Origin of the sequence: Clostridium tanneri (genome assembly GCF_033659955.1) — a bacterium.
GTDB classification, from domain to species: domain Bacteria; phylum Bacillota; class Clostridia; order Clostridiales; family Clostridiaceae; genus Clostridium_AM; species Clostridium_AM tanneri.
Window position 1 is genome coordinate 54696 of record NZ_JARUJP010000002.1, and the last position, 22189, is coordinate 76884.

14 protein-coding genes and 1 other annotated feature are annotated in these 22189 nt (G+C 32.6%); of the genes, 4 read left to right on the forward strand and 10 right to left on the reverse strand.

The features are described from left to right. Position 1: 1 nt before the first annotated feature. From tyrS to P8V03_RS02585, 3 genes are all read right to left on the reverse strand, one after another. Entirely contained in the window at positions 2-1222 is a 1221-nt protein-coding gene (gene tyrS / locus P8V03_RS02575) for a tyrosine--tRNA ligase (RefSeq protein WP_318796667.1), read from the reverse strand. Between the two features lie 266 nt (positions 1223-1488). Continuing rightward, positions 1489-1896, reverse strand: a complete 408-nt coding sequence (locus tag P8V03_RS02580; RefSeq protein WP_261671079.1) for a hypothetical protein — start codon at positions 1894-1896, stop codon at positions 1489-1491. Positions 1897-2067: 171 nt separating this feature from the next. Beyond that, positions 2068-3213 (reverse strand): AlbA family DNA-binding domain-containing protein, encoded by a 1146-nt coding sequence (locus P8V03_RS02585; protein ID WP_261671080.1) that lies wholly within the window; start codon positions 3211-3213, stop codon positions 2068-2070. A gap of 305 nt (positions 3214-3518) precedes the next feature. On the opposite strand from P8V03_RS02585, the gene P8V03_RS02590 reads away from it, so the two are divergent. Beyond that, the gene (locus P8V03_RS02590) at positions 3519-3683 is read left to right on the forward strand and encodes a zinc-ribbon domain-containing protein (protein WP_218318734.1); all 165 of its coding nucleotides are present in this window, start codon (positions 3519-3521) and stop codon (positions 3681-3683) included. A 107-nt stretch (positions 3684-3790) separates the two neighbouring features. Here P8V03_RS02590 and P8V03_RS02595 read toward each other — a convergent pair whose 3' ends face one another. After that, the gene (locus tag P8V03_RS02595) at positions 3791-4351 is read right to left on the reverse strand and encodes an ECF transporter S component (RefSeq protein ID WP_261671081.1); all 561 of its coding nucleotides are present in this window, start codon (positions 4349-4351) and stop codon (positions 3791-3793) included. Between the two features lie 183 nt (positions 4352-4534). Between P8V03_RS02595 and P8V03_RS02600 the strand changes: the two genes are divergently transcribed. Beyond that, positions 4535-4690, forward strand: a complete 156-nt coding sequence (locus P8V03_RS02600; RefSeq protein ID WP_261671082.1) for a DUF5670 family protein — start codon at positions 4535-4537, stop codon at positions 4688-4690. Between the two features lie 146 nt (positions 4691-4836). Continuing rightward, positions 4837-5826, forward strand: coding sequence for a phosphatase PAP2 family protein (locus P8V03_RS02605; RefSeq protein WP_318796668.1), 990 nt, complete (start codon positions 4837-4839; stop codon positions 5824-5826). An 88-nt stretch (positions 5827-5914) separates the two neighbouring features. On the opposite strand, the gene P8V03_RS02610 is transcribed toward P8V03_RS02605, so the two are convergent. Then, positions 5915-7507, reverse strand: a complete 1593-nt coding sequence (locus P8V03_RS02610) for a peptide chain release factor 3 (RefSeq protein ID WP_318796669.1) — start codon at positions 7505-7507, stop codon at positions 5915-5917. A gap of 347 nt (positions 7508-7854) precedes the next feature. On the opposite strand from P8V03_RS02610, the gene yidA reads away from it, so the two are divergent. After that, positions 7855-8673 (forward strand): sugar-phosphatase, encoded by an 819-nt coding sequence (yidA, locus tag P8V03_RS02615; RefSeq protein ID WP_318796670.1) that lies wholly within the window; start codon positions 7855-7857, stop codon positions 8671-8673. 117 nt (positions 8674-8790) lie between these two features. Here yidA and trpS read toward each other — a convergent pair whose 3' ends face one another. The 5 genes from trpS to P8V03_RS02640 form a co-directional block, all read right to left on the reverse strand. Then, on the reverse strand, positions 8791-9795 hold the full coding sequence (gene trpS, locus P8V03_RS02620; protein ID WP_318796671.1) for a tryptophan--tRNA ligase: 1005 nt from the start codon (positions 9793-9795) through the stop codon (positions 8791-8793). Positions 9796-9872: 77 nt separating this feature from the next. After that, positions 9873-10109: a binding site (T-box leader), on the reverse strand. Positions 10110-10225: 116 nt separating this feature from the next. After that, the gene (locus P8V03_RS02625) at positions 10226-10597 is read right to left on the reverse strand and encodes a desulfoferrodoxin (RefSeq protein WP_261671087.1); all 372 of its coding nucleotides are present in this window, start codon (positions 10595-10597) and stop codon (positions 10226-10228) included. 195 nt (positions 10598-10792) lie between these two features. Beyond that, positions 10793-19432, reverse strand: coding sequence for a glycoside hydrolase family 94 protein (locus tag P8V03_RS02630; RefSeq protein WP_318796673.1), 8640 nt, complete (start codon positions 19430-19432; stop codon positions 10793-10795). Positions 19433-19583: 151 nt separating this feature from the next. Continuing rightward, the gene (gene lysA, locus P8V03_RS02635; protein ID WP_318796674.1) at positions 19584-20882 is read right to left on the reverse strand and encodes a diaminopimelate decarboxylase; all 1299 of its coding nucleotides are present in this window, start codon (positions 20880-20882) and stop codon (positions 19584-19586) included. Between the two features lie 24 nt (positions 20883-20906). Further along, complete coding sequence (locus P8V03_RS02640; protein ID WP_318796675.1) at positions 20907-22109, reverse strand: aspartate kinase; 1203 nt, start codon at positions 22107-22109, stop codon at positions 20907-20909. Positions 22110-22189: the final 80 nt, after the last annotated feature.

Genomic DNA, 22189 nt, shown 5'->3' on the forward strand with positions numbered 1-22189 from the left:
CTTATTTAAGGATTATTCTATTATAATTTTTCTTTCCTCTTCTTATTAAAATACTACCATCTTGGAAATATTCTTCTGTGATTTCCGAGTTGATATCCGTAATTTTTTCATCGTTTATTGTAAGTCCACCTTGTTGAACTAACCTTCTCCCCTCACTCTTTGACGGTAATATTTTTGTATTTACTAGCAGGTCTAAAACATTACAACTTAATTCTCCTTTTTCTATAGTTACTGTTGGTACTGAGCTCATATCTTGACCACCAGCAAATAGCGCTTCAGCTGCAGTTTTAGCTTTTTGAGCCTCTTCTTCACCGTGTATTAGTTTTGTAACTTCAAAAGCTAATACTTTCTTAGCTTCGTTTATCTCAGCACCTTCAAGAGCTCCAAGTCTTCTAACTTCATCCATCGGTAAGAAAGTTAAAAGAGCTAAACATTTCTCCACATCTGCATCTCCTACATTTCTCCAGTACTGATAGAACTCATAAGGAGATGTTTTCTCAGCATCAAGCCATAAAGCTCCCTTCTCAGTTTTTCCCATCTTCTTACCTTCGCTAGTAGTTAGAAGAGTAAATGTCATTCCAAATGCTGGTTTGCTTTCTTTTCTTCTAATTAAATCTACTCCTGATAATATATTTGACCATTGATCATCTCCACCCATTTGGAGAACACAGCCATATCTTCTATTAAGTTCAAGGAAATCATATCCTTGCATTAACATATAGTTAAATTCTAGGAAAGTTAACCCTTTTTCTAATCTTTGTTTATAGCATTCTGCTGTAAGCATTCTATTTACAGAGAAATGTACACCAACTTCTCTTAAGAACTCTACATAGTTTAGACCTAGTAACCAATCTCCATTGTTTGCCATTATTGCTTTTTCATCATTAAAGTCTATAAGCTTTGAAAACTGAACTTTAAAACAATCGGCATTATGTTGTATTTGTTCCTTTGTCATCATTTTTCTCATGTCACTTTTGCCACTTGGGTCTCCAATCATTGCAGTACCGCCACCTATTAAAGCTATAGGTTTGTGTCCTTCTTTTTGCATATGAGCCATAACCATCATTTGTACAAAATGTCCTACATGAAGACTATCAGCAGTTGGATCAAATCCTATGTAAAAGGTTACCTTCTCTTTCTCTAGAAGTTCTTTAATTTCCTCTTCATGAGTAACCTGCTTTATGTATCCACGTTCTAGCAATATATCATAAACGCTAGCCACTTCAATCACTACCTTTCTACTATTTTAAATTGTCATTCTTTGCTATAACTTATAGTATATATATAAAGCATTTTTTTATCAACATTTAAATAAATATAATGCATTTTTTAATCCAAATCTTCAATAAAATAGTTGTTTTTTAATCTTTTTTATAAAACTAATCTTAAAATCACAATTATTTAAGGCTGGGTTTATAGCCCAGCCTTGATATATAAATTTTAAAGTTGTTTTCTCCCCAATTCTCCAATAATAAAGTATAAAATTTGTTAAGCAACATATTTCATAATGAAATCTGGCATTTCCTGTTCCTCGTTTACATTGATGTAAAAATCGATAGCATATTGGCTGGATAACTTTTCAAGGGCATAAAATAATTGTGCCGCATCCTGAAGATTCTCTTCTATAATATTAAACAATCCATCAATACAAATTGTGTCAATATCATAATCTTCCGAAACTATGCCGCACAAAAAACCATAGAAACTTTCTTGCTTTCTTAAACTAAATTCACTTGTGTTAATAAATCTTATTCTTCTGTCCAACTGAAACAAAGGTCTGCTATTGTCATCAATATATACAATATGACCCTTTGCTTCTGATGCCTTTTCATTAGCTAAATTAAGTAATGCTTTAGTTTTGCCTGAACCTCTTTTGTTGCAAAATACGTGAATCATGTTTACCACCCCTTACTTTAATATTTAGGTGCTATCCTTATAAGTAAATTATATAATATTCAGAATATTTTTTCAACATTTTATAAAGCATTTAAAAAAATATTCATAATTGAATGACAACTTTTACTCTATAGTTATTATATATATATGTACCTATATATTATACATATATTAATCAAATTTTTTTACTCCAGGATATATTACTTTGAAATCACCGTCTTCAATGGAGTTTATAAAGTTCACTTTCCCCTTTCGTTTAAAGGCATTCTTCATTCTGCTAAATCCCTTTCCGGACTTTATGAACTTAGACTTATCATCTAAGGCAATGACTTTTTCATATATCCACATATTGCGTTTTACATAATTAATGTACCCAGTATTGTTCCCTTTTACTAATATACCAGGACTAGTAATGATGATACTATTATAATTAATTATAACTTCAATTATTTTATTAAACATTGTGTAATCCCTATATAAAATAGCATTCTTTATACCCTCATTAACGGCTTCTACTGGATAGGATTTAACTAATATGTCTCGCAATAGCTTTTCACTGCTGTTTAACATAGTTAATAAATCTCCATGAATTACTATAGTATTATCAAAGTTTGTATTGACTTTATTAATTATTTTTATCATATTGTGCGGTACATATATGCTATTATTTTTACAGAAAACCAGCAACCCACCTAATGTAACCATATATTTTCCTGAATCTTTATCCATATATATAATTGAAGCACTTTCCATTAGTCCTACCCTGTTATCATCATCAACCTTAATACCTTGAGAAAAGAAATATTTGTCTACAAGTGTATTATCTATACAGCTTAGATTACTACCAGGTATTGGGCACAATTCTGCATTTAACATGAAATTTTCTTGTAATGCAGAAACTATCTCCTGCTTTCTCATTGTATCGTTGGTAGAGCCCCTTCTTACATAAAATGCACCATTATCCCTTAATTGATATGGTTTTTGGGGACCATCATATACATTTATTATTGCCACTTTTTTATTTTGAAACTCAATAACTTCTAAAGATATTGGTATTGGTGGATCAATTCTAGAACTTACTATTTGCTGAATCTTTTCTTCACTGAGCTCAAAGTCTTCAATTCCAATTACTTTTTTAGTTTTATCTTCTATGCCAATTATTAGATATCCTCTTCCTCCTTTGGAGTTAGCTATGGCACATATATCCTTAGCAAGCTCTCTGCGTCCACTATCTGTTTCTATTTGAATGCTTTGTTTAAAATCTAACTTAGGACCTTCGATTTTTTTCAATAAGTTTGCAAGTTTTTTCTTATCCATTCTAACAACTCCACATCTATTATACTAATATTTATATTCAATTTATCTGCAAATAGTTTTATAAAACTATTATATATTATCATTATAATCACTTGACAGTTTTTATAGTATATTTTCACCTATTGAATCCTAAATAACCTTATAAAATATTGTTTTTTTAGTAAAATGTGATATAATAATTTTAGAGTTTTACTCTAAAATTATTTCATATAGGTCAGTTTTTTCAAGGTACTATATTCTCCTTAATCATGGGAGGTAAGTAGTAAGAATAAAATTAGTCCTATGATTCAAGGAGGTTTTTTTAAATGGCAGATAAGACAATTGTTTGTAAAGACTGTGGAAAAGAATTCGTATTTACAGAAGGTGAGCAAGCTTTCTATAAGGAAAAAGGATTTGAAAATGATCCAGTTAGATGCCCTGACTGCAGAAGAGCTAGAAAAGCTGAAAAAAACAGAATGAGAGACAGATAAGAAATTTTAAGAGAGGCTTTAAAACCTCTCTTTTTTATTTAGTTGTCTGTAAGTAATTAAGGTAGGTATTTTTAATGTAACCCTTACCTTAAATTGCTTTTTCATTATTACCTAACTATATTGGCTCTCTTTAATATTTTTGCTAAAGGAAGAGCTAAAATTATGCCTGCCACTACTTGAGTTATATTTCCAACAATCTCTGCTACCGCAAGAACAAAGGCTTGTCCTAGCGCTATATTCATTACCAAATTCATTATAAGCACTCCAGCTACATAATAAGCAGCGATCATCCATATTCCTGCTAAAGTAAAAGCTAGTACATTGTTCAACGGATTATTTCCTTTATACCCTTTTCTATAAGCTACCGAAGCTGCTATATATGCCATAACCCCTTTTATCACAAAAGTGAATGGTGCCCATATGGCATAAGGAGAAAGTAAATCAAACATACACATTCCAATAGCTGCTGATAGAAATCCTTTTTTCTTACCTAATAATATAGCTGCTAAGAAAATCATAGTATCACCTAAATGAACTACTCCTTTAACTATTACTCCGCTAGGAATATTGGCCACTGTAGTAACTATATAAGTCATAGCCGCCATCAATGCTACTTGTACCATATCCTGAACCCTCAGAGTACTAAAGGCTACCTTTTTCTGTTCCATGATTGAAAACACTCCTTTTATATTTAATTGTCATTCTTTCTTTTATTATATAGGTAATTTTAAAAATCCAAAAATGTAACGATACAATTCTTTAATATAAAATTTATTGTGATTTACTAATAATTTTTGCAATTAGTGATAACACTATTATTAATATTATCTATTTTATAGGAGGTATTGTTAATGACTTTTTTACGTTGGCTAGGTGGCTTTGTACTATTATTCTGGCTTGTAGGTTTAATATTTAGAATTGGAGGCGGTTTTATTAATCTTCTTCTAATTGTAGCAGCAATAGTTTTCATCGTAGATGCCATATTTGGAAGAAAGAAAAATGTATAATATCATAGTTAAAAAGCTCAGATAAATTCTGAGCTTTTTTTCATGTCATAGTATATTGAACACTAGCAATAGACTATATTTGCTTATGTACTTCCACTAATACTCTATGATATAATTTATCCTGTATGAGGGAGGGATAAAATTTTATGTCTATTTTTAGAGAAAAAAGATTTGTAAAAACGTTAAAGAATTTGTCTTTTAGAGCCTTTGACTTATTAAATAAATACTACTTTGTACTAATAGGTCTGTATTTTCTGCGCAGTGCTATACTTACTGCTCTCAATTCAAATACGGGAATTGATTATAAAGCATACTTATTTTTACTAGCTTTTGCAAGCTTTACAGCTTATTCAGAACTACGTAAAGATATAAAATGGCTACCATTTTTAGCATTATGTATACCCTTTTTAATATTTGTATCTTACTTAAATGTTCATGGATATGCACTATGGGGTAAAATGCTAAGCTGGCAGATGAGCAAGGATATTGTAATAGACCTAAACCCTTTGTTTAGCAAAATACCTCTTAATGATGCTGCTTTTGTAAGAGCCTATAAATCAGAAACTCTTACTTGGTTTTTAAGACTAGTTTATAATAATGGATTCGTACTTCCAGTACTTCTTCCACTATATAGAGCTGCTATATCTAAAGACTTTAAAAAAATGTTGAGATATGGATTGTCCGGACATATTGTACAAGTCTTCTTGATTACTCCTTTTTACCTAATGTTTCATTTACAGGAGGTATGGTATGTACTAGGTCATCCCGATGGTTTAGCAAGAAACTTAAGCCCTCAGGCAGCTGCAGGAGTTACCTTAAACTGCTTTCCATCTATGCATACATCTATAGCCTTTGCTATGTTTCTTTTAGTTTTAAGAGAGAGAAATAAAGCTTTCAAATATATTTGGGGATTCTATTGTTTGAGTGTTGTATTCTCCACAATGTACTTGGAGATTCATTGGATAATAGATGTTATAGCCGGTATGCTGCTTGCATATGTAACTGTTAAACTTGTAGATTTCGTACTAGATAAAGGTAAGATATTAATATCAAACTTACTAAACTGCTATTACTACAGCAGGCCTGCTAGTTCTACTAGCTACGTAAATAATTACTATATTAACTCTATAGACTAAAAAAGCAAAGGCTAGAGTATAACTAAATTATATTAGTTATGCTCTAGCCTTTTTATATAATTGAAGTTCATCAATTATATTATACTATTTACTCAGATTTACCTATATCAGATAATATAAGTCCTTTATTATGTTCTAGTGCCCAACTTATAGCCCACTCACTTTGGAATATTAAGATATCTCTATCTTTTAAGTCCTTAACAAGCCTAGTATCACTTGTTAAAGTAAGCTTATCTACTGGGATATCGGAACTTTCTATCCATCTTATATATCTATAAGCTAATCTCTCCATTTTTATATCTACATTGTACTCATTTTTCAACCTATATTCTAATACCTCAAATTGCAGAACACCTACAACTCCTACAATTATTTCTTCTATTCCAATATTCAATTGTTTAAATACCTGAATAGCTCCTTCTTGGGAAATCTGAGTTACTCCCTTTATAAACTGCTTTCTCTTCATAGTATCTAAAGTTTTAACTCTGGCAAAATGCTCTGGTGCGAATATAGGTATCCCCTCAAACTTAAACTTATTTGAAGGTGAACACAGTGTATCTCCTATACTAAAGATACCTGGGTCAAATACACCAATTATATCTCCAGCATATGCTTCCTCAACAATTTCTCTATCTTGTGCTAAAAATTGCTGTGGTTGAGCAAGTTTAATTTTGTTTCCACCTTGAACGTGGAATACTTCCATTCCTTTTTTGAAGGAACCAGAACAAATTCTCATAAATGCTATTCTGTCTCTATGAGCTGGATTCATATTGGCTTGGATTTTAAAGACAAAGGCAGAAAAATCATCTTGAAAAACTTCAATTTCTCCCTTATCTGACTCTCTTGGTAATGGCGAAGTAGTCAACCCAAGAAACTCTCTCAAAAATGGTTCTACTCCAAAGTTAGTTAAAGCACTACCGAAAAATACAGGAGTAAGGGAACCATTTCTAACTTTATTCAAATCAAATTCATCTCCTGCTATATCAAGCAGTTCTATATCATCCTTTAATTTTTGATGCAATGCATCACCAAGAAGATCCTTAAATACTTTATCTTCTATATCTCCTTCTATAGCTTCAACCTCAGTTTGCCCATGATTACCGCCGTCAAAAACTTCAACAAGCTTCTGGTTCCTGTCATAAACCCCTCTAAAATCCGCCCCTGAACCTATAGGCCAGTTTATAGGATATGACTTTATCCCTAAAACATTCTCGATATCCTCTATTAACTCAAAAGGATCTTTACTTTCTCTATCCATCTTATTTATAAAGGTAAATATAGGTATTCCCTTTAAACTACATACATGAAAAAGCTTTTTTGTTTGTTCCTCTACACCTTTAGCTGCATCAATTACCATCACTGCACTATCTGCCGCCATTAAGGTTCTGTATGTGTCTTCACTAAAGTCCTGGTGTCCAGGTGTATCTAAAATATTTATACAATATCCATCATAATTAAACTGCATTACTGATGATGTAACAGAAATACCCCTTTGTTTTTCTATTTCCATCCAGTCTGACACTGCATGTTTTGATGCTTTTCTAGCCTTAACAGAACCTGCAAGTCTTATAGCACCTCCATATAACAGAAGCTTTTCAGTTAATGTTGTCTTTCCGGCATCTGGGTGAGATATTATTGCAAAGGTTCTTCTTCTTTCAATCTCTCTTATTAAGTCAGCCACAGCTCTCTCTCCTCTTCTTTTTGCTATTATTCCGTAGTTTTCGCTTTATAAATATAGGATGCTTGTTATTACAAACATCCATCATAACTTTTTCAAAACAAATTAAATTATATCATTTCACATACTAACTTTCAACAAAAACAGCCTTATGCACCTCTATGGAATATGTATGACGGTAATCGTTTAACTTACCATGTAATTACTTGTCACTGCTTGTTATTACCTTCTCCGGTAATTTGCTTTAACTGAAGTAGAATATATAATTATTATGATACTGGACTGAGTTAACTAGAGGGGTGCTTTATTATCCCTAAATAATATAAAAATAGAAACTTGGAGGTAATTTAATGTATAAATTAGTAGCACTTGATATGGATGGTACCTTACTAAATGAAGATAAAACTATATCTAAAGAGAATTTAGAAGCTATAAAAAATGCTCAGAAAAATGGCGTAAAGGTAGTTTTAGCTACTGGAAGACCTATAAAAGGTATCGAAAAATACCTAAAGGAATTAAACCTGATTACTGAAAATGACTATGCTGTTACCTTTAATGGTGCAGTAATTCAAAATACTAAAACCGGAAAAGTTATAGCTGAAAATCTTCTAAATCTAGATGATGCTAAGTATATATATAATTTAACTGCTAAATTAGGTGTTGGAATTTTTATATCTACTCCTAATTCTTGTATAACACCTAAAGCTGACAAGTATAGTGAATTAGAAACTACTATGAATAACCTTCCATTAGAAATTTTAGACTTTAATAAAATTAATGAAGATACTACTGTCGTTAAAGTAATTGTTACAGGTGATGAGGAGATTTTATCTGAAGCAGCAGAAAAGCTTCCTAAAGAAATATATAATAAATATACAGTGGTAAGAAGCGCTCCTTTTTTCCTTGAATTTATCAATAAGAAAGTTAATAAGGGTTTTGGAGTAGAACTTCTAGCTAAAAGCCTCGGTATAAATTCAAAAGAAGTAATTTGCATGGGTGACGCTGGAAATGACATACACATGATAAAATACGCTGGACTTGGCGTTGCTATGGGTAATGCCTTCCCAGAAGTGAAAAAAATAGCTAACTATGTAACAAAGACAAATATAGAAAATGGTGTTGCTCATGTAATAAACAAATTTATTCTAGAAGATGGCAAGGCTTGTTAATGCCTATGAATAAAACCCCGTAACTGTATATTATAAAAATGAAAAGCATGTGATTTTATATAAATACTCAATTAAATCACATGCTTTAGTTATACTCTTTTATTAAATATAGAAAACTTATTTAGACACAGGAATAAAACCTATCTTTTTCTGCATTTTTCTTAGCATTTTGCTAGAAACATAGTAAGCTTTTTCTGCTCCTTTTTTATATATGCTTTCAATATATTCTTTATCGTTCAAAATTTCATTTACCTTTTTCTGTATAGGTTCTAGCTCATTTACTATAGCCTCTGCTACGTCAACTTTAAACTGAGCATACCCCTGTCCTTGATATTTATTTTCTATTTCCTCTATAGTCATGCCTGTTATAGCGTTTAATATTGTAATTAAATTTTTCACTCCAGGCTGCTCATCACTATATTTAACAACTCCTATGCTATCTGTAACAGCCCTGCTTATTTTCCTTCTTATAACCTCTGGAGGATCCATTATCAGTATATAGCTATTAGGGTTATCTGATGACTTTGACATCTTCTTAGTTGGCTCTTGCAAATCCATGATTTTAGCACCTGCTTCTGGAATGTATGGTTCAGGTATATTGAATGTAGGGCTATATAGATTATTAAATCTTTCTGCCAAATCCCTAGTAAGCTCCAAATGCTGCTTTTGATCTTTTCCAACAGGTACTAAGTCTGCGTTATAAATTAATATATCTGACGCCATTAACACAGGATAATTTAAAAGCCCTGCGCATACAGATTCTCCATATCTACTTGACTTATCTTTAAATTGAGTCATTCTTCCAAGTTCACCTGTATAGGTATAACAATTTAATAACCAAGCAGCTTCAGCATGAGTAGGTACATGTGACTGAATAAATATTGTGTTTTTTTCTGGATCAATCCCTGCTGCTAAATATATTGCAAGTACTTCTAAAGTTCTTCTTCTTAATTCCTTTGGTTCCTGCCTTACAGTTATTGCATGTAAATCTACAACACAATAATAACAATCATATTGGTCTTGTAGTTTTACCCAGTTTTTCAAAGCTCCTAAATAATTCCCTAGTGTTAGGTTTCCTGATGGTTGAATACCACTAAATATTACTTTTTTCTTTTCATCCATAGTTTATACCTCCAATTCTTTAATCAAATTTTATTGGTTTACTGCTAAATATAAAAAAGCCCTATGACTATAAATAGTCATAGGGCGCATTACCGCTGTGCCACCTAAGTTTAAAAAGATAATTAATCTTTTCCTTATTATGAATACAATAATATTCCAGCCTTTATAACGTAAGGCACACGTCAGAAGACTACTTTAAATTCATCTCGAACCTCTAGGACCCATTCAGTTTAAGCATAATTACCGTAATTCCACCATCTACGACTCTCTTAAATCTGTATTTAAACTTACTTGCTTCCCTTCAATGGTTATATAATGATTTAATTCTTTCTAATATAGTATTCCCTAAAAATGTAATTGTCAATACTTTTTTAAAATCATTATATAGAATTAAAAGTTAACTGTGAAAAAGTAGCCTTAGAGTTATTATTTATTTTTTCCACAAACCATGTAGATTACAATATTCTCTTGCATATAGAATTTCTTCATCGATCTTGAAAATAGCTTCTGGCTTTTCACCTGGTTTCAAATGCTTTCTATATACCTTGTTTTCAGTGTGTATCTCTATCCACTCAATATAATGAACTTCCTGCATTGGATGTTCTACAGCCCCAACCTTCACTAATACTCCACCATCTATTTTTTCTATAACTGGCACATGTTTCTCTAAAGCTGCATCAACAGTGTTCTCTTCTAGTTTCTTCATTGGTTTGCCACAGCAGTGTAGAGTTCCTCCTTTATGAAGTACCTCAACCATATTACCGCAAATCTCACACTTATAAACTTGTTTAACTTCTGTCATTGTTCATTCCTCCTTAAACATTTAGTACTTACTAATAATTATTCTCGATAAATTCCTAAAATCCTTCTTTTTTGAATAATTATTATTAGCAAGTATTAAAGTATGTTTTATACTACATTTATAATTATATGCAGCATATTTTAAAACAGAAGTTTAATAGGTGCAAACTAAAAATTAGTTTACACCTACTCCTAATTAGATCACTACCTTAACTTCGTACTCTCCGGATTGAAGAATAGGAATCACTCCATCTTTCAACAACTTCTCTCCAATCCAAATTCCTTTTTCTTCTCCTCTTTCAATATTTATATTATATTTGCATTTTCCTCTACTGTAACAAATTTTATATTGCTGCCAGCTATCTGGAACACATGGAGCTATAGTAAATCCTCTACTCCCAACAAACTTAAAGCCTAATATACTTTCTATTCCTGTTCTATACATCCATCCAGCAGCACCGGTATACCAGCTCCAACCTCCTCTACCAGTATGGGGTTCTACAGCGTAGACATCTGCAGTCATAACATAAGGTTCTACTTTGTAAACCTGACTATTTAAATACGTCCTTGAATGATTTATAGGATTTATCATGTGAAATATTCTCCATGCATCATTATTTAACCCCATCTTAGCCATAGCTAGAATTACCCATATAGATGCGTGAGTGTATTGGCCACCATTTTCTCTTACTCCCGGTACATAACCCTTTATATAGCCAGGTTCTAGGAAGGATTTATCAAAGGCTGGTGTTAATAACAACACTATTCCTTTATCTTCTTTTATAAGGTTTCTCTGTAAGGCTTCCATAGCCTCTTTTGCTCTAGATTCCTTAGCTGCTCCAGATATAACTGACCAGGATTGGGATAATGAATCTATCTGACACTCATCATTTTGTTTAGAACCTAGAGGTGTTCCATCATCGAAGTACGCTCTTCGATACCAACCTCCATCCCAAGCATTTTTCTCTAAGTTTTCTCTGATAAATTCCTTCATTCTTTCGTATTCTTTTGCTCTTTCCCAATCCTCTTTTTTATTAGACAGCTCAACAAAGTTATCTAATATACTATACAAAAACCATCCAAGCCATACACTTTCTCCTTTTCCCTTGTTTCCAACGGTGCTCATTCCATCATTCCAGTCACCTGATCCCATAAGAGGTATATTATGCGGTCCAAATCTTAATCCTCTCTCTATTGCCTTTACACAATGTTCATAAATGCTTCCTTTTCTATCTGATATTCTAGATATATTATACCTTTCATCCTCCCCTTCTTTTAATTCTTCATCCTCTAAATAGGTTACCTCTTCATCTAAAATACTAAGGTCTCCAGTATTTTGTATATAATCTATAACTACAAAAGGAAGCCATAGTAAGTCGTCTGAAAATCTTGTTCTTATTCCGCTATCTACTACAGGATGCCACCAATGCTGAACATCTCCCTCTAAATATTGTCTAGAAGCACTGTAAATAATCTGTTTTCTCGTAATTTCAGGTTCCAGGTAACCTACCGCCATAACATCCTGAAGTTGATCTCTAAAACCATAAGCTCCACCAGATTGATAAAAAGCTGTTCTTGCCCAGTACCTACAAGATATAACCTGATACATGAGCCAACCATTTATCATTAGATCCATTGACTTATCAGGAGTTTCTACCTGAATAGTGCCTAGGAGATCCTTCCAGTAAGTTTTTACGTTAATTAATTCCTTCTCTGCCCTATCAGTTTCCATATACTTTCCTGTAACTCTTTCTATGTCTTCAAAACTTTCTTCCTGACCAAGCATAACTAATATCTCTTTGCTCTCTCCTTTGTTTAGAGTTATTTTAACACTTTCTGCAAGACAGGGATCAAAACCTGCTCCTACAGTATTGGGAAGGGAATTAAGCTTTAATCCTTTAGGCTGCCTTATACTTTCTCCTCTTCCGATAAAGTCCACTCTTCTTCCTGTATATGTTAACTGTTCTCCTCCAAAAACTTTTAGGTAACATACTAACTTACCAAAATGTTCACTATAAGGATTTTTTGCATATATGTACTGGGCTTCATCATTAAACCCTGTAAATATATACTGTGCAGTTTGTTCATGAGTTACCCCAAGCACTAATTTTGCATAGTAGTTTATAGATAGTTTCCTTTCCTCATTAGTATTATTTTTCAGCCTTATTTTACATAACTTAACTCTTTCATTCATATCAACAAATACAGTCATTTCTCCTAGTATTCCATAAACCTCATGCTTAAAGGTAGAGTAACCAAATCCGTGCTCTATTAAATATTCTCCTTCATCTCTTATAGGCTTAGGAGATATGCTCCATAACTTCCCTGTATCTTCATCTCTTATATATATCTGTTCAGCCTCACTATCTATTACAGGGTCATTTGACCAAGTTGTAAGTTTGTTTTCCCTACTATTTTTATTCCAGCTGTAAGATATACCACTTTCAGAAACATGAAAACCAAATTTTCCGTTAGATATAACATTTATCCATGGTGCAGGAGTATTATTATAGTTATTTAACAGTATGACATATGAGTTAGCTTCAGAATTAAAGCCTCCTATACCATTAAAATAATGTAGTTTAGGTATCTGTAACTTTTCAGGGATAGTATTATACTCTTTTGGATTAACACCTAGTAGGTCCAGACTCTCCTTGTTTTCTTCTTTGTCTTTAACCTGGGATATTAATGAACCTTTATCTCCATCTATAACTAATCTTGCTATAGCTATAAGCAGTTCTATATCCTCCTCTTTAATAGTAGCTGTATTGTGAAGAAAAACTCCTCCAGCTTTATTTTGCTTATCTCTTGCATGGCTGGAGCTTATCAAATCTCTTACAGTATCATTAACAGATTGAATATATGAGTTTCCTTGTAAATTTATAATAACTAAGTCCACCTTTAATCCCTTTATACTCCAGTATTCATGAGCATTTAACAGCTGTCTTGCTAAATCTATATGTTTTTCATCCCTAATTATAAGCAGAACTATAGGTAAATCTCCTGATATTCCATAAGGCCATAAAGCTGACTGGCTTTTGCTTATTTTAGTGATATAATCAACCCTATCTTTAAACAAAGAGCTAATAAATAGTATCTTTGATGCCATAAGTTGATATATGTTAGCTTGAGATGATTTTATACCTAAGTATTTTAATTCAACCTGAACACCAGTCCAGGAAAGCTCAAAGGTTCTATTTATATTTTGAATATCACTGTACTTTCTACCTAACTCTACTATCTCTTCTCTAGAGTTGGCCACAGCTGTTGCATACGCTACTGTACAGGTCTCTCCTTTTTCTATTCTTACTCTAACTCTCATACTAATTATAGGGTCCAACACAGCTCCCACTGTCATTCCTAACTGAGCGTCGTTATCCATAGCCTGAGGATTAGTTAAATCTCTACCTCTTCCTATAAAATTAGCTCTGCTAGTTTCATACTGCACTGATCCTATGACATTTCCTTCTAAGGCAACAGTCTGCATTACCCAAGGCTTTTTATCTCCCTTAGCCCTTGGCCTTCTATTTGCAAGTATGCATCCTGGTTCATCTACAAACTCAGTTTTTATAAAAAGGTTACTAAAAGCTGGATGCACTAAATCTGCATTATAAGGTGCTAGTGTTACTTCACAGTAACTGGTGATTTCCACTTCTCTCGGATGTTCACTACTATTAGTTATAGAAATCCTTCTTACTTCTGCGTTATCCTCAGTGGAAACTGTAACTTCTGTATGAGTTCTTATATTACCATCCTTCCTTTTAAATTCTGCTTTATCAAGAGAAAATGCTACAGAATACTCTTCTCCCTCATATTTGCAAGGTTCATAGGTGGCACTCCAGAACTCATTACAATTTAAATTCTTTATATAAAAGAACATTCCAGTATCATCTACTGTTGCATCTTCCCTCCACCTATATATTGTCATATCATTATTTTTGCTATAACCGCTTCCGCTATTGGTTATCATCAAAGCATAATTTCCATTTGAAATCAAGTGAGTTTCCGGTATTTCTGTTTTAACTGTATTATATTCTCTTACAGCCATGTGCTGCTTTTCTACTACAACATCTGGATTATCATACTGCTGTTCTCTATCATATACCACAGCCTTTGTTAATTTTTCTTGTAAAAGTAATTCTGTTGCTTTTACTTCAGGAATCCTATGAAATCTTTGCTGCAAAATATTATTCTTTAAAGCGTTATCTAAGGCCATAAGGCTCATACCTTCATGATGAACCATAAAACATTTTACTAATGCCTTCCCACATCCCTTTTGAAGTCTTTCCTTAGTATAGTCTACTGATTCATAAAAACCATATTTTCCTTCTAAGCCCATATTAATAAGGTTCTTTATATTCTCAAAAGCTCCCCTAAAGTCTACCTGAAGAGCCATAACAGTAGCATATGGGGCTATTACTAGTTCATTTGCAAGCCCTCTTTTTAGTCCTATGCCTGGTACCCCAAAAGCCTTATACTGATAATTCTTACCTAAATCAAAATAGTAATATGCTGATTCAGATATTCCCCAAGGTACTCCTCTTTTCATACCATATCGCTTTTGCCCCTCTACTACCGATTTATAAGTTTCGTCAAGAAGAGTATCAGGATAATTTTTCATAACTAAAAGTGGCATCAAATATTCAAACATCGTTCCTGTCCAAGATACTAAACCTTTGCTTTTATCTATGAGTGTTAGTGCTCTACCTAATGCAAACCAATGAGATTGTTTAACTTCTCCCCTTGCTATAGCTATAAAACTAGCCTGCCTTGCTTCCGATGCTAATAAATCGTAGTAACTGTTTCCTAAACTATCTCTCTCTACATCATAACCTATAGTAAAAAGCTGTCTTTTTTCATCGTAGAGCATCCTGAAACTAGTATCTTCTGCTATATTATTTAATCTTCTTATTAAATCATCCATCTTTGTTAAAAGGTCATTCAGTTCTCTTCTACTTGCATCCACTAGTTGAACTAATTGATTAATCCAGTCTTCATTTTTATAAAGCTTCTGCGAAGAGCCTATAACATAATCCTCAAGAGATTGAAGCTCCTGGGAAATTTTATTTATTGGAGTCTGTAGCAATAGCTTCTCTATTACTTTATCTAAGTTAGAAAACTTATCTAAATTTTGTTCTAAAATTTCTAACCAAGGAGTTAACCTTTTTAGTTCATTTAAACCTTTTCCAACTTGATGCTTTAGTTTTTCATTCCAATATAAATTTATTTGATTAGCTCTTCTTTCCGCATCTATAACTTTACCCCAAATAATGCTTAAAATATTCTTCCATAATCCTACACTAAACTCCCTATTTTTTAATTCCATCAAGGAGTCAGCATAAAAATCCTTCAACCCCAATAACTTTTCTATCTCATCACCAGCAAGCTTTAGAGTATCCTCTAGACCTGTAATTAGATTTTTACTTAGTAACGGACTATTCATTTGTTCCCTTATCGCTTCATTTACAAGCCATATATAGCTAACAAGATTTCCACTGTCAACAGTGGAAATATATCTTGGATATAGTGGATTCTTGCTTCTGGTGTCATACCAATTATAAAAATGTCCTTTATACCTCTCTAGAGATTCCATACTAGTAACTACTCTATCAATTCTCTGCTTAAATTCTAGCACTCCAATATAACCCAGATCATATGCCACTGTATTAGAGGTTAATCCCATCCCCATGTTAGTTGGAGATGTTCTACTGGCGATTCCATTTGCAGGGTCTTCTTGATAGTTATCTGGTGCGAGCCAATTATCTTTTTCACTTACAAAGTCCTCAAAATATGCCCATGTCTTCCTACTTAGTCTTCTTAATGTATCTTTCTGTTCTTCTGTAAATTCCCTTTTATCTGCTTTTACATTCTTGCTTATGCTATAGGCCATCAACGGGCTAAGAAACCAAATGATAGAGGAAGGGAGCATTATCAAACCTGTTTCATAGGAACTCATAAAAGCTAAGTACGCTATGAATACACTTATCATACTTCCTGGCCACATGGAAACTATAAAATCTTTTAATTCTCTTCCTGTACTTTGTTCTACATCTTCTGCAGTCTGCCACTGCAGTAGATTTTTCTTGCTTATGTAAAGTCTATACAAAGTTCTAACTATAGCATCTAGCATTAGCCATGCCTGATAAGGCAGAAAAGAGAATATGAGAAAAAATTGTTCTAACAGATTCTTTCCATTGTTCACTTTTCCTGATAAACTTATTCCCTTAATTGGTGATACTACTGCTTCCGATACATCAAATAATATAGGACAGATAAGTGAAATAAAAGCTACTAATAGCCATTCATCTGGCCTAGAGAATATAGCCAAAGCAATTATAGTTAAAGTTATAATTGACGGAGCCAATAGACTTCTTCTTAGATTATCAAAGATCTTCCACTTAGATAGCCTATTCAGAGATGTCTTTTTAAACAGCCAAGGTATAAGTTGCCAATCTCCTCTAACCCATCTATGAAGTCTTTTAGAACTTGAATTATAATAAGCTGGGTAACCATCTATGAGTTCTATATCCGTAACCAAAGCAGCTCTAACATAAGATCCTTCTAGTAAATCGTGGCTTAATACTGCATTTTCGGGGATTTCATCTTTTAGTAACTGGTTAAAGACATCTACATCATATATACCCTTACCGGTGAAAATTCCTTCATCAAATAAGTCTTGGTATACGTCAGAAATAGCTGTTGTATATACATCTATTCCGGTTTCTCCTGAAAAAACTTTAGAAAATAAGGTCTTATTAGCGCTTAAGGTTCCTACACTTATCCTTGGCTGCATCAAACCGTGTCCTCTTAATACTTTTTTCCTTTCAGCATCTACATAAGGTCTGTTTAGAATATGAGCCATAGCTCCAATTAATCTTTTTGCACTATCTCTAGGTAACTTAGTATCTGCATCTAGAGTTATTATATATTTAACTTTCTGCAAATTACTTATATCACTACTTACTACGTTATAACTTGTGTTTTTATCTCCTCTAATTAAAGCACCAAACTCAATAAGCTTTCCCCGTTTTCTTTCCCAGCCAAGCCAAAGATTTTCTTTCTTATTAAATTGTCTATACCTATTAAAAAAATAAAAAATATTATTGTCATCTTTACAGTACTTTTTATTTAATTCCTCTATCAATTTTAAAGCGCTCTCAGTTATTACTGTATCATCCTCTTCATGCTCACGGTGACTATCCTTAAAATCTCCTAGAATACTGAAGTACATATTATTCTCTTTATTCGCTAAATAATAGACCTCTAAGTCTTTTACTAGTGCTTTAACCTTTGACTCATCATTAAGCAATGTTGGAATTACTACTATAGTGCTGAATTCTTCTGGAATTCCATTTTCAAATTCTATCTTAGGTATAAACCTAGGAGGAATTAATTTATTTATACTCCAATTTAATATAGAAATAACTATCTCACTACATGGCACTAAAGCTACTATTGCTATAACCACATATCTCCAGCTCTCCATATAGGTTTCTCTTAGTGAACTTAAATATGTCAATAAGACTGTTAATATTACTGTACCTAAAACTATACCTCTTATATAAAAGCTTACATTTGCTTTTATAAACAAACTCCTTATACTTTTAATTCCCTTTTCTTTATAATCAATTTTTCTCTTTAAGCACTCTACACCTTCATCAATAATGTAGTAGCCAACATGTTTTTCATAGTTTTCAGCATCCTTATTTTGAAAGGCTTCTTCTGCACATTCAATAGCCTTTTTCGCTATAAAAGATTCTGGAGCCTTTATATACTTAGCCAATCTTTCTAATCTATGTCTGTAGTGGTCTCTTGATTGAAAATCCATCTTCTCATAAAGTTGCAATGGATCCTTCCTCAGGATACTCTCTAAGTAACTTAGTCTTTCAAAGTTTTCACTCCAGTTTAACGCCCCTACCTCTCTTATGCCAGTTATTGAATTACCTAGTGAAATTTGATATACAGATTGCTTTTGATGCTCCAGGTTTATTACTCTTTCCGTGTTTAGCTCTAACTTATCCAGTTGGTGATCTATCCACTTGTATACTTCTGGACTTTCCACCCCATTATCTCTTAACCCCTTTAACAATTTTTCAACGAAAGGAGCAGAAAAGTCTACCTTTTCCTCTGAAAGCTTTCTTATTTCTTCTGAAATACCTCCATTACCTACAGGATTTATGATTCTTTCCAGAACAACCTCTGCCTTCTTTCTCTCTCTTTGCATCAATGTGATCCGTTCAGTTACCTTACTTATATTTTGAATTAAAGCTATTCTAAGCATTGTAGGAAAAGCCCACAATTCTCCACTAGTAAGTATAGTATTTTTTTGATATGCATTAATGAAAGTCTCTATTGCATCTTTATCCACCTTTCCATCTGTGTGAGATACTAACTCAATGGCTATATAGTAAATCCTAGGATATCCCCTCATAATTCCCCTACTTAACACAGGAAGGTTTCTATAATAAGCTTCTGGCATATTTCTCTTAATATCCTTATATTCCCTTTGTATTAAATAAAGGTTATCTAACAGCCATTCTGAAGCTTGAATTACATTATTTTTATTTCTAAACTCCTTATCTAGATAATCATGACTACTAAGTATTTTTCTATAGCTATCATCTAAGTTTTGAATTAACTTTCTTCTACAATTAGTTTTTCTTGTGACATCGGAATAATTAGATATCTCAAATGCGTGTTTTTTAAGTTCCTCTCTACTCGTGTTCACCACAGGAATATCATCCATTATGTTATGTTCTTTTGTTTCATCCTTGTTTGACAATATGTAAAAACTCACAATCAATATGATTATTCCTACAATAATAATATAAAGCATAAAAATCAATCCTTTCATGTAAAAGACTTTGTGCTTTGCTTATTATTCCCTAAAATATACAAAGTATAAATTAACTTTATAACTGAGTAATTTTTGCTACACATATAATTAAAAAATGCCTAGTAGTTTATTACTACTAAGCATTTTTTAATTATATAGATAATTCATTCTGAATAATTTCTTCATAACTTTGACGTCTGCAAATTAGCTTTGTGCTGCCTTCCTTCACTAACACCACTGCTGGCTTTGGTATTTTATTATAATTACTTGACATAGAATAGCCATATGCACCTGTACTTAATACCGCTAAGACATCTCCACTTTTAACTTTAGAAATTTCTACATTATTTAATAATATGTCTCCTGACTCACAACACTTTCCTGATATTGTAACAGTTTCCTTCAAAGTGCTTTCTATATTATTTGCTATAACACATTCATACTGTGCGTTATACAATGCAGGTCTTATATTATCTGTCATTCCCCCATCTACAGCTACATACTTTCTAACATCTGGAATGTCCTTGATAGAACCTATTGTATAAAGAGTCGTACCAGCATTACCTACAATAGATCTTCCTGGTTCTATAACTAGACTAGGAAGCTGGATATCTAGTTTATTTGCTACTTCTTCTGCTTTGTTTAATATTACCTCACAAAACTCTTCAATGGTTTTAGGTGTATCTCCTGTAGTGTAGTATATTCCAAATCCACCACCTAAGTCTAATTCCTGGATATCACAGCCTGTTTCATCTTTTATATTCTTTACTATAGATAACATAATCTCTACCTCATCTTCATAAGGTTTAGTATCAAATATTTGTGAGCCTATATGACAATGCAATCCGACAAATTCAATATTAGAAAGGCCTATTGCTTTCCTTACTGCATCTATAGTTTTGTTATTTAATATTGTAAAACCAAACTTGGAGTCTATTTGTCCAGTTTTTATATATTCATGAGTATGAGCTTCAATTCCTGGAGTTATTCTAAGAAGAATCTGTTGAACCTTACTTTGTTCCTTTGCTATTGAATTTATCTTTTCAATCTCGTATAAGTTATCAACAACAAATTTCCCAACACCAAGTTCAATACCCATCTTTATTTCCTCTGAAGTTTTATTGTTTCCATGAAAATATACATTTTTCATAGGAAACCCGCTTTTCCATGCAGTATAAAGTTCACCGCCAGAAACCACATCAAGACATAATCCTTCATCATTAACTATTTGACACATTGCTAAAGTTAAAAAGGCTTTTCCAGCATAGGCAACTTTATTTTTTTTCTCATATCCTTTAAAAGCATTGTAATATCTTTTACACTGACTTCTAATTAATTCTTCATCGATAACATATAGAGGAGTACCAAACCTTTCTGCTAAATCTACTGTACTTACTCCACCAATATATAGTGTATTATTTTTTGTTTCCATAGTACCTGCTAATCTCATAGTGGCTTTCCTCCTAAATACTAATTATAAGTTAAACTCTCCAGCTATTGCATTTATTGCTCTTAATTTATCTTCTTGCTTTATAGTACAAGTGATTCTAATCTCTGAAGTAGTAATCATTTTTACCTCTATATTATTTTCTCTAAATAACTTAAACATTCTAGCTGTTACTCCAGAAGTAGTTTTCATTCCAATTCCTACTATGGAAAACTTAGTTATATCCTCATCTATAGCTATTGCTTCCTTGCATGAATAGTGCTCTCGAACTATCTCTAAGCATTCATTTAAATCAGCCTTTGGTATTGTAAATGATAGATTAACTCTGTTATCTATTGGTGCCGTTTGACTTATCATGTCAATATTAATCCTCTTACTTGCAACACTTTCAAATAAACTTGAAATCATATTAATATCGTTATTTATATCCCTTATTGTTATTGCAACATCCTCATCACTTGTAGCTAATCCTGTTACTGGCTTACTTTCCATGTTCATGTTACTTACCCCCTTAATAATTGTACCTTTGATATCACTGTTACTTAATCCTACATAAATTGGAATGTTATATTTTTGTCCAAGCTCCACTGATCTAGAATGCATTACTTGAGCTCCAAGACTTGAAAGTTCTAGCATCTCCTCATAATCTATTTCATTTAGTTTCTTTGCTGCATTATATTTTCTTGGATCTACACCATATATGCCATCTACGTCTGTGTAAATCTCACATACCCCGGCTAACTTAACAGCAATTGCCACTGCAGTAGTATCTGAACCGCCTCTACCAAGGGTAGTAATATCTCCTTCCTGGTTAATACCTTGAAAACCAGCTACTATAACAATTTTTCCTTCTGATAAACTTCTTTTTATGTTGTCACCATCTATATCATCTATTAAAGATTTTCCATATTGACCACTTGTTTTAATCCCTATTTGATAAGCTGTATAGCTAACAGCACCATATCCTAATTCTTTAATTGCCATAGCTAATAACGCTGAAGACATCATCTCTCCTGTAGAGAGAAGAGCATCCAACTCTCTTTTGTCAGGATTTTTTGAAATCTGACCAGCAAGTTCTATAAGATCATCTGTGGTATCACCCATAGCAGAAACTACAACAACTACATCATCTCCTGCTTCTCTTCTTTTTACCACAGTATTAGCAACTTTTTTAATCTTGTCTATAGTTCCTACAGAACTTCCACCATATTTTTGTACTACAACTGCCATAACACCACTCCCTCAAATTTACTTACTTTCTAGAAACTTACTATAAGGAATAAAAATAAGTGCAGCAAAGGAACACCTCT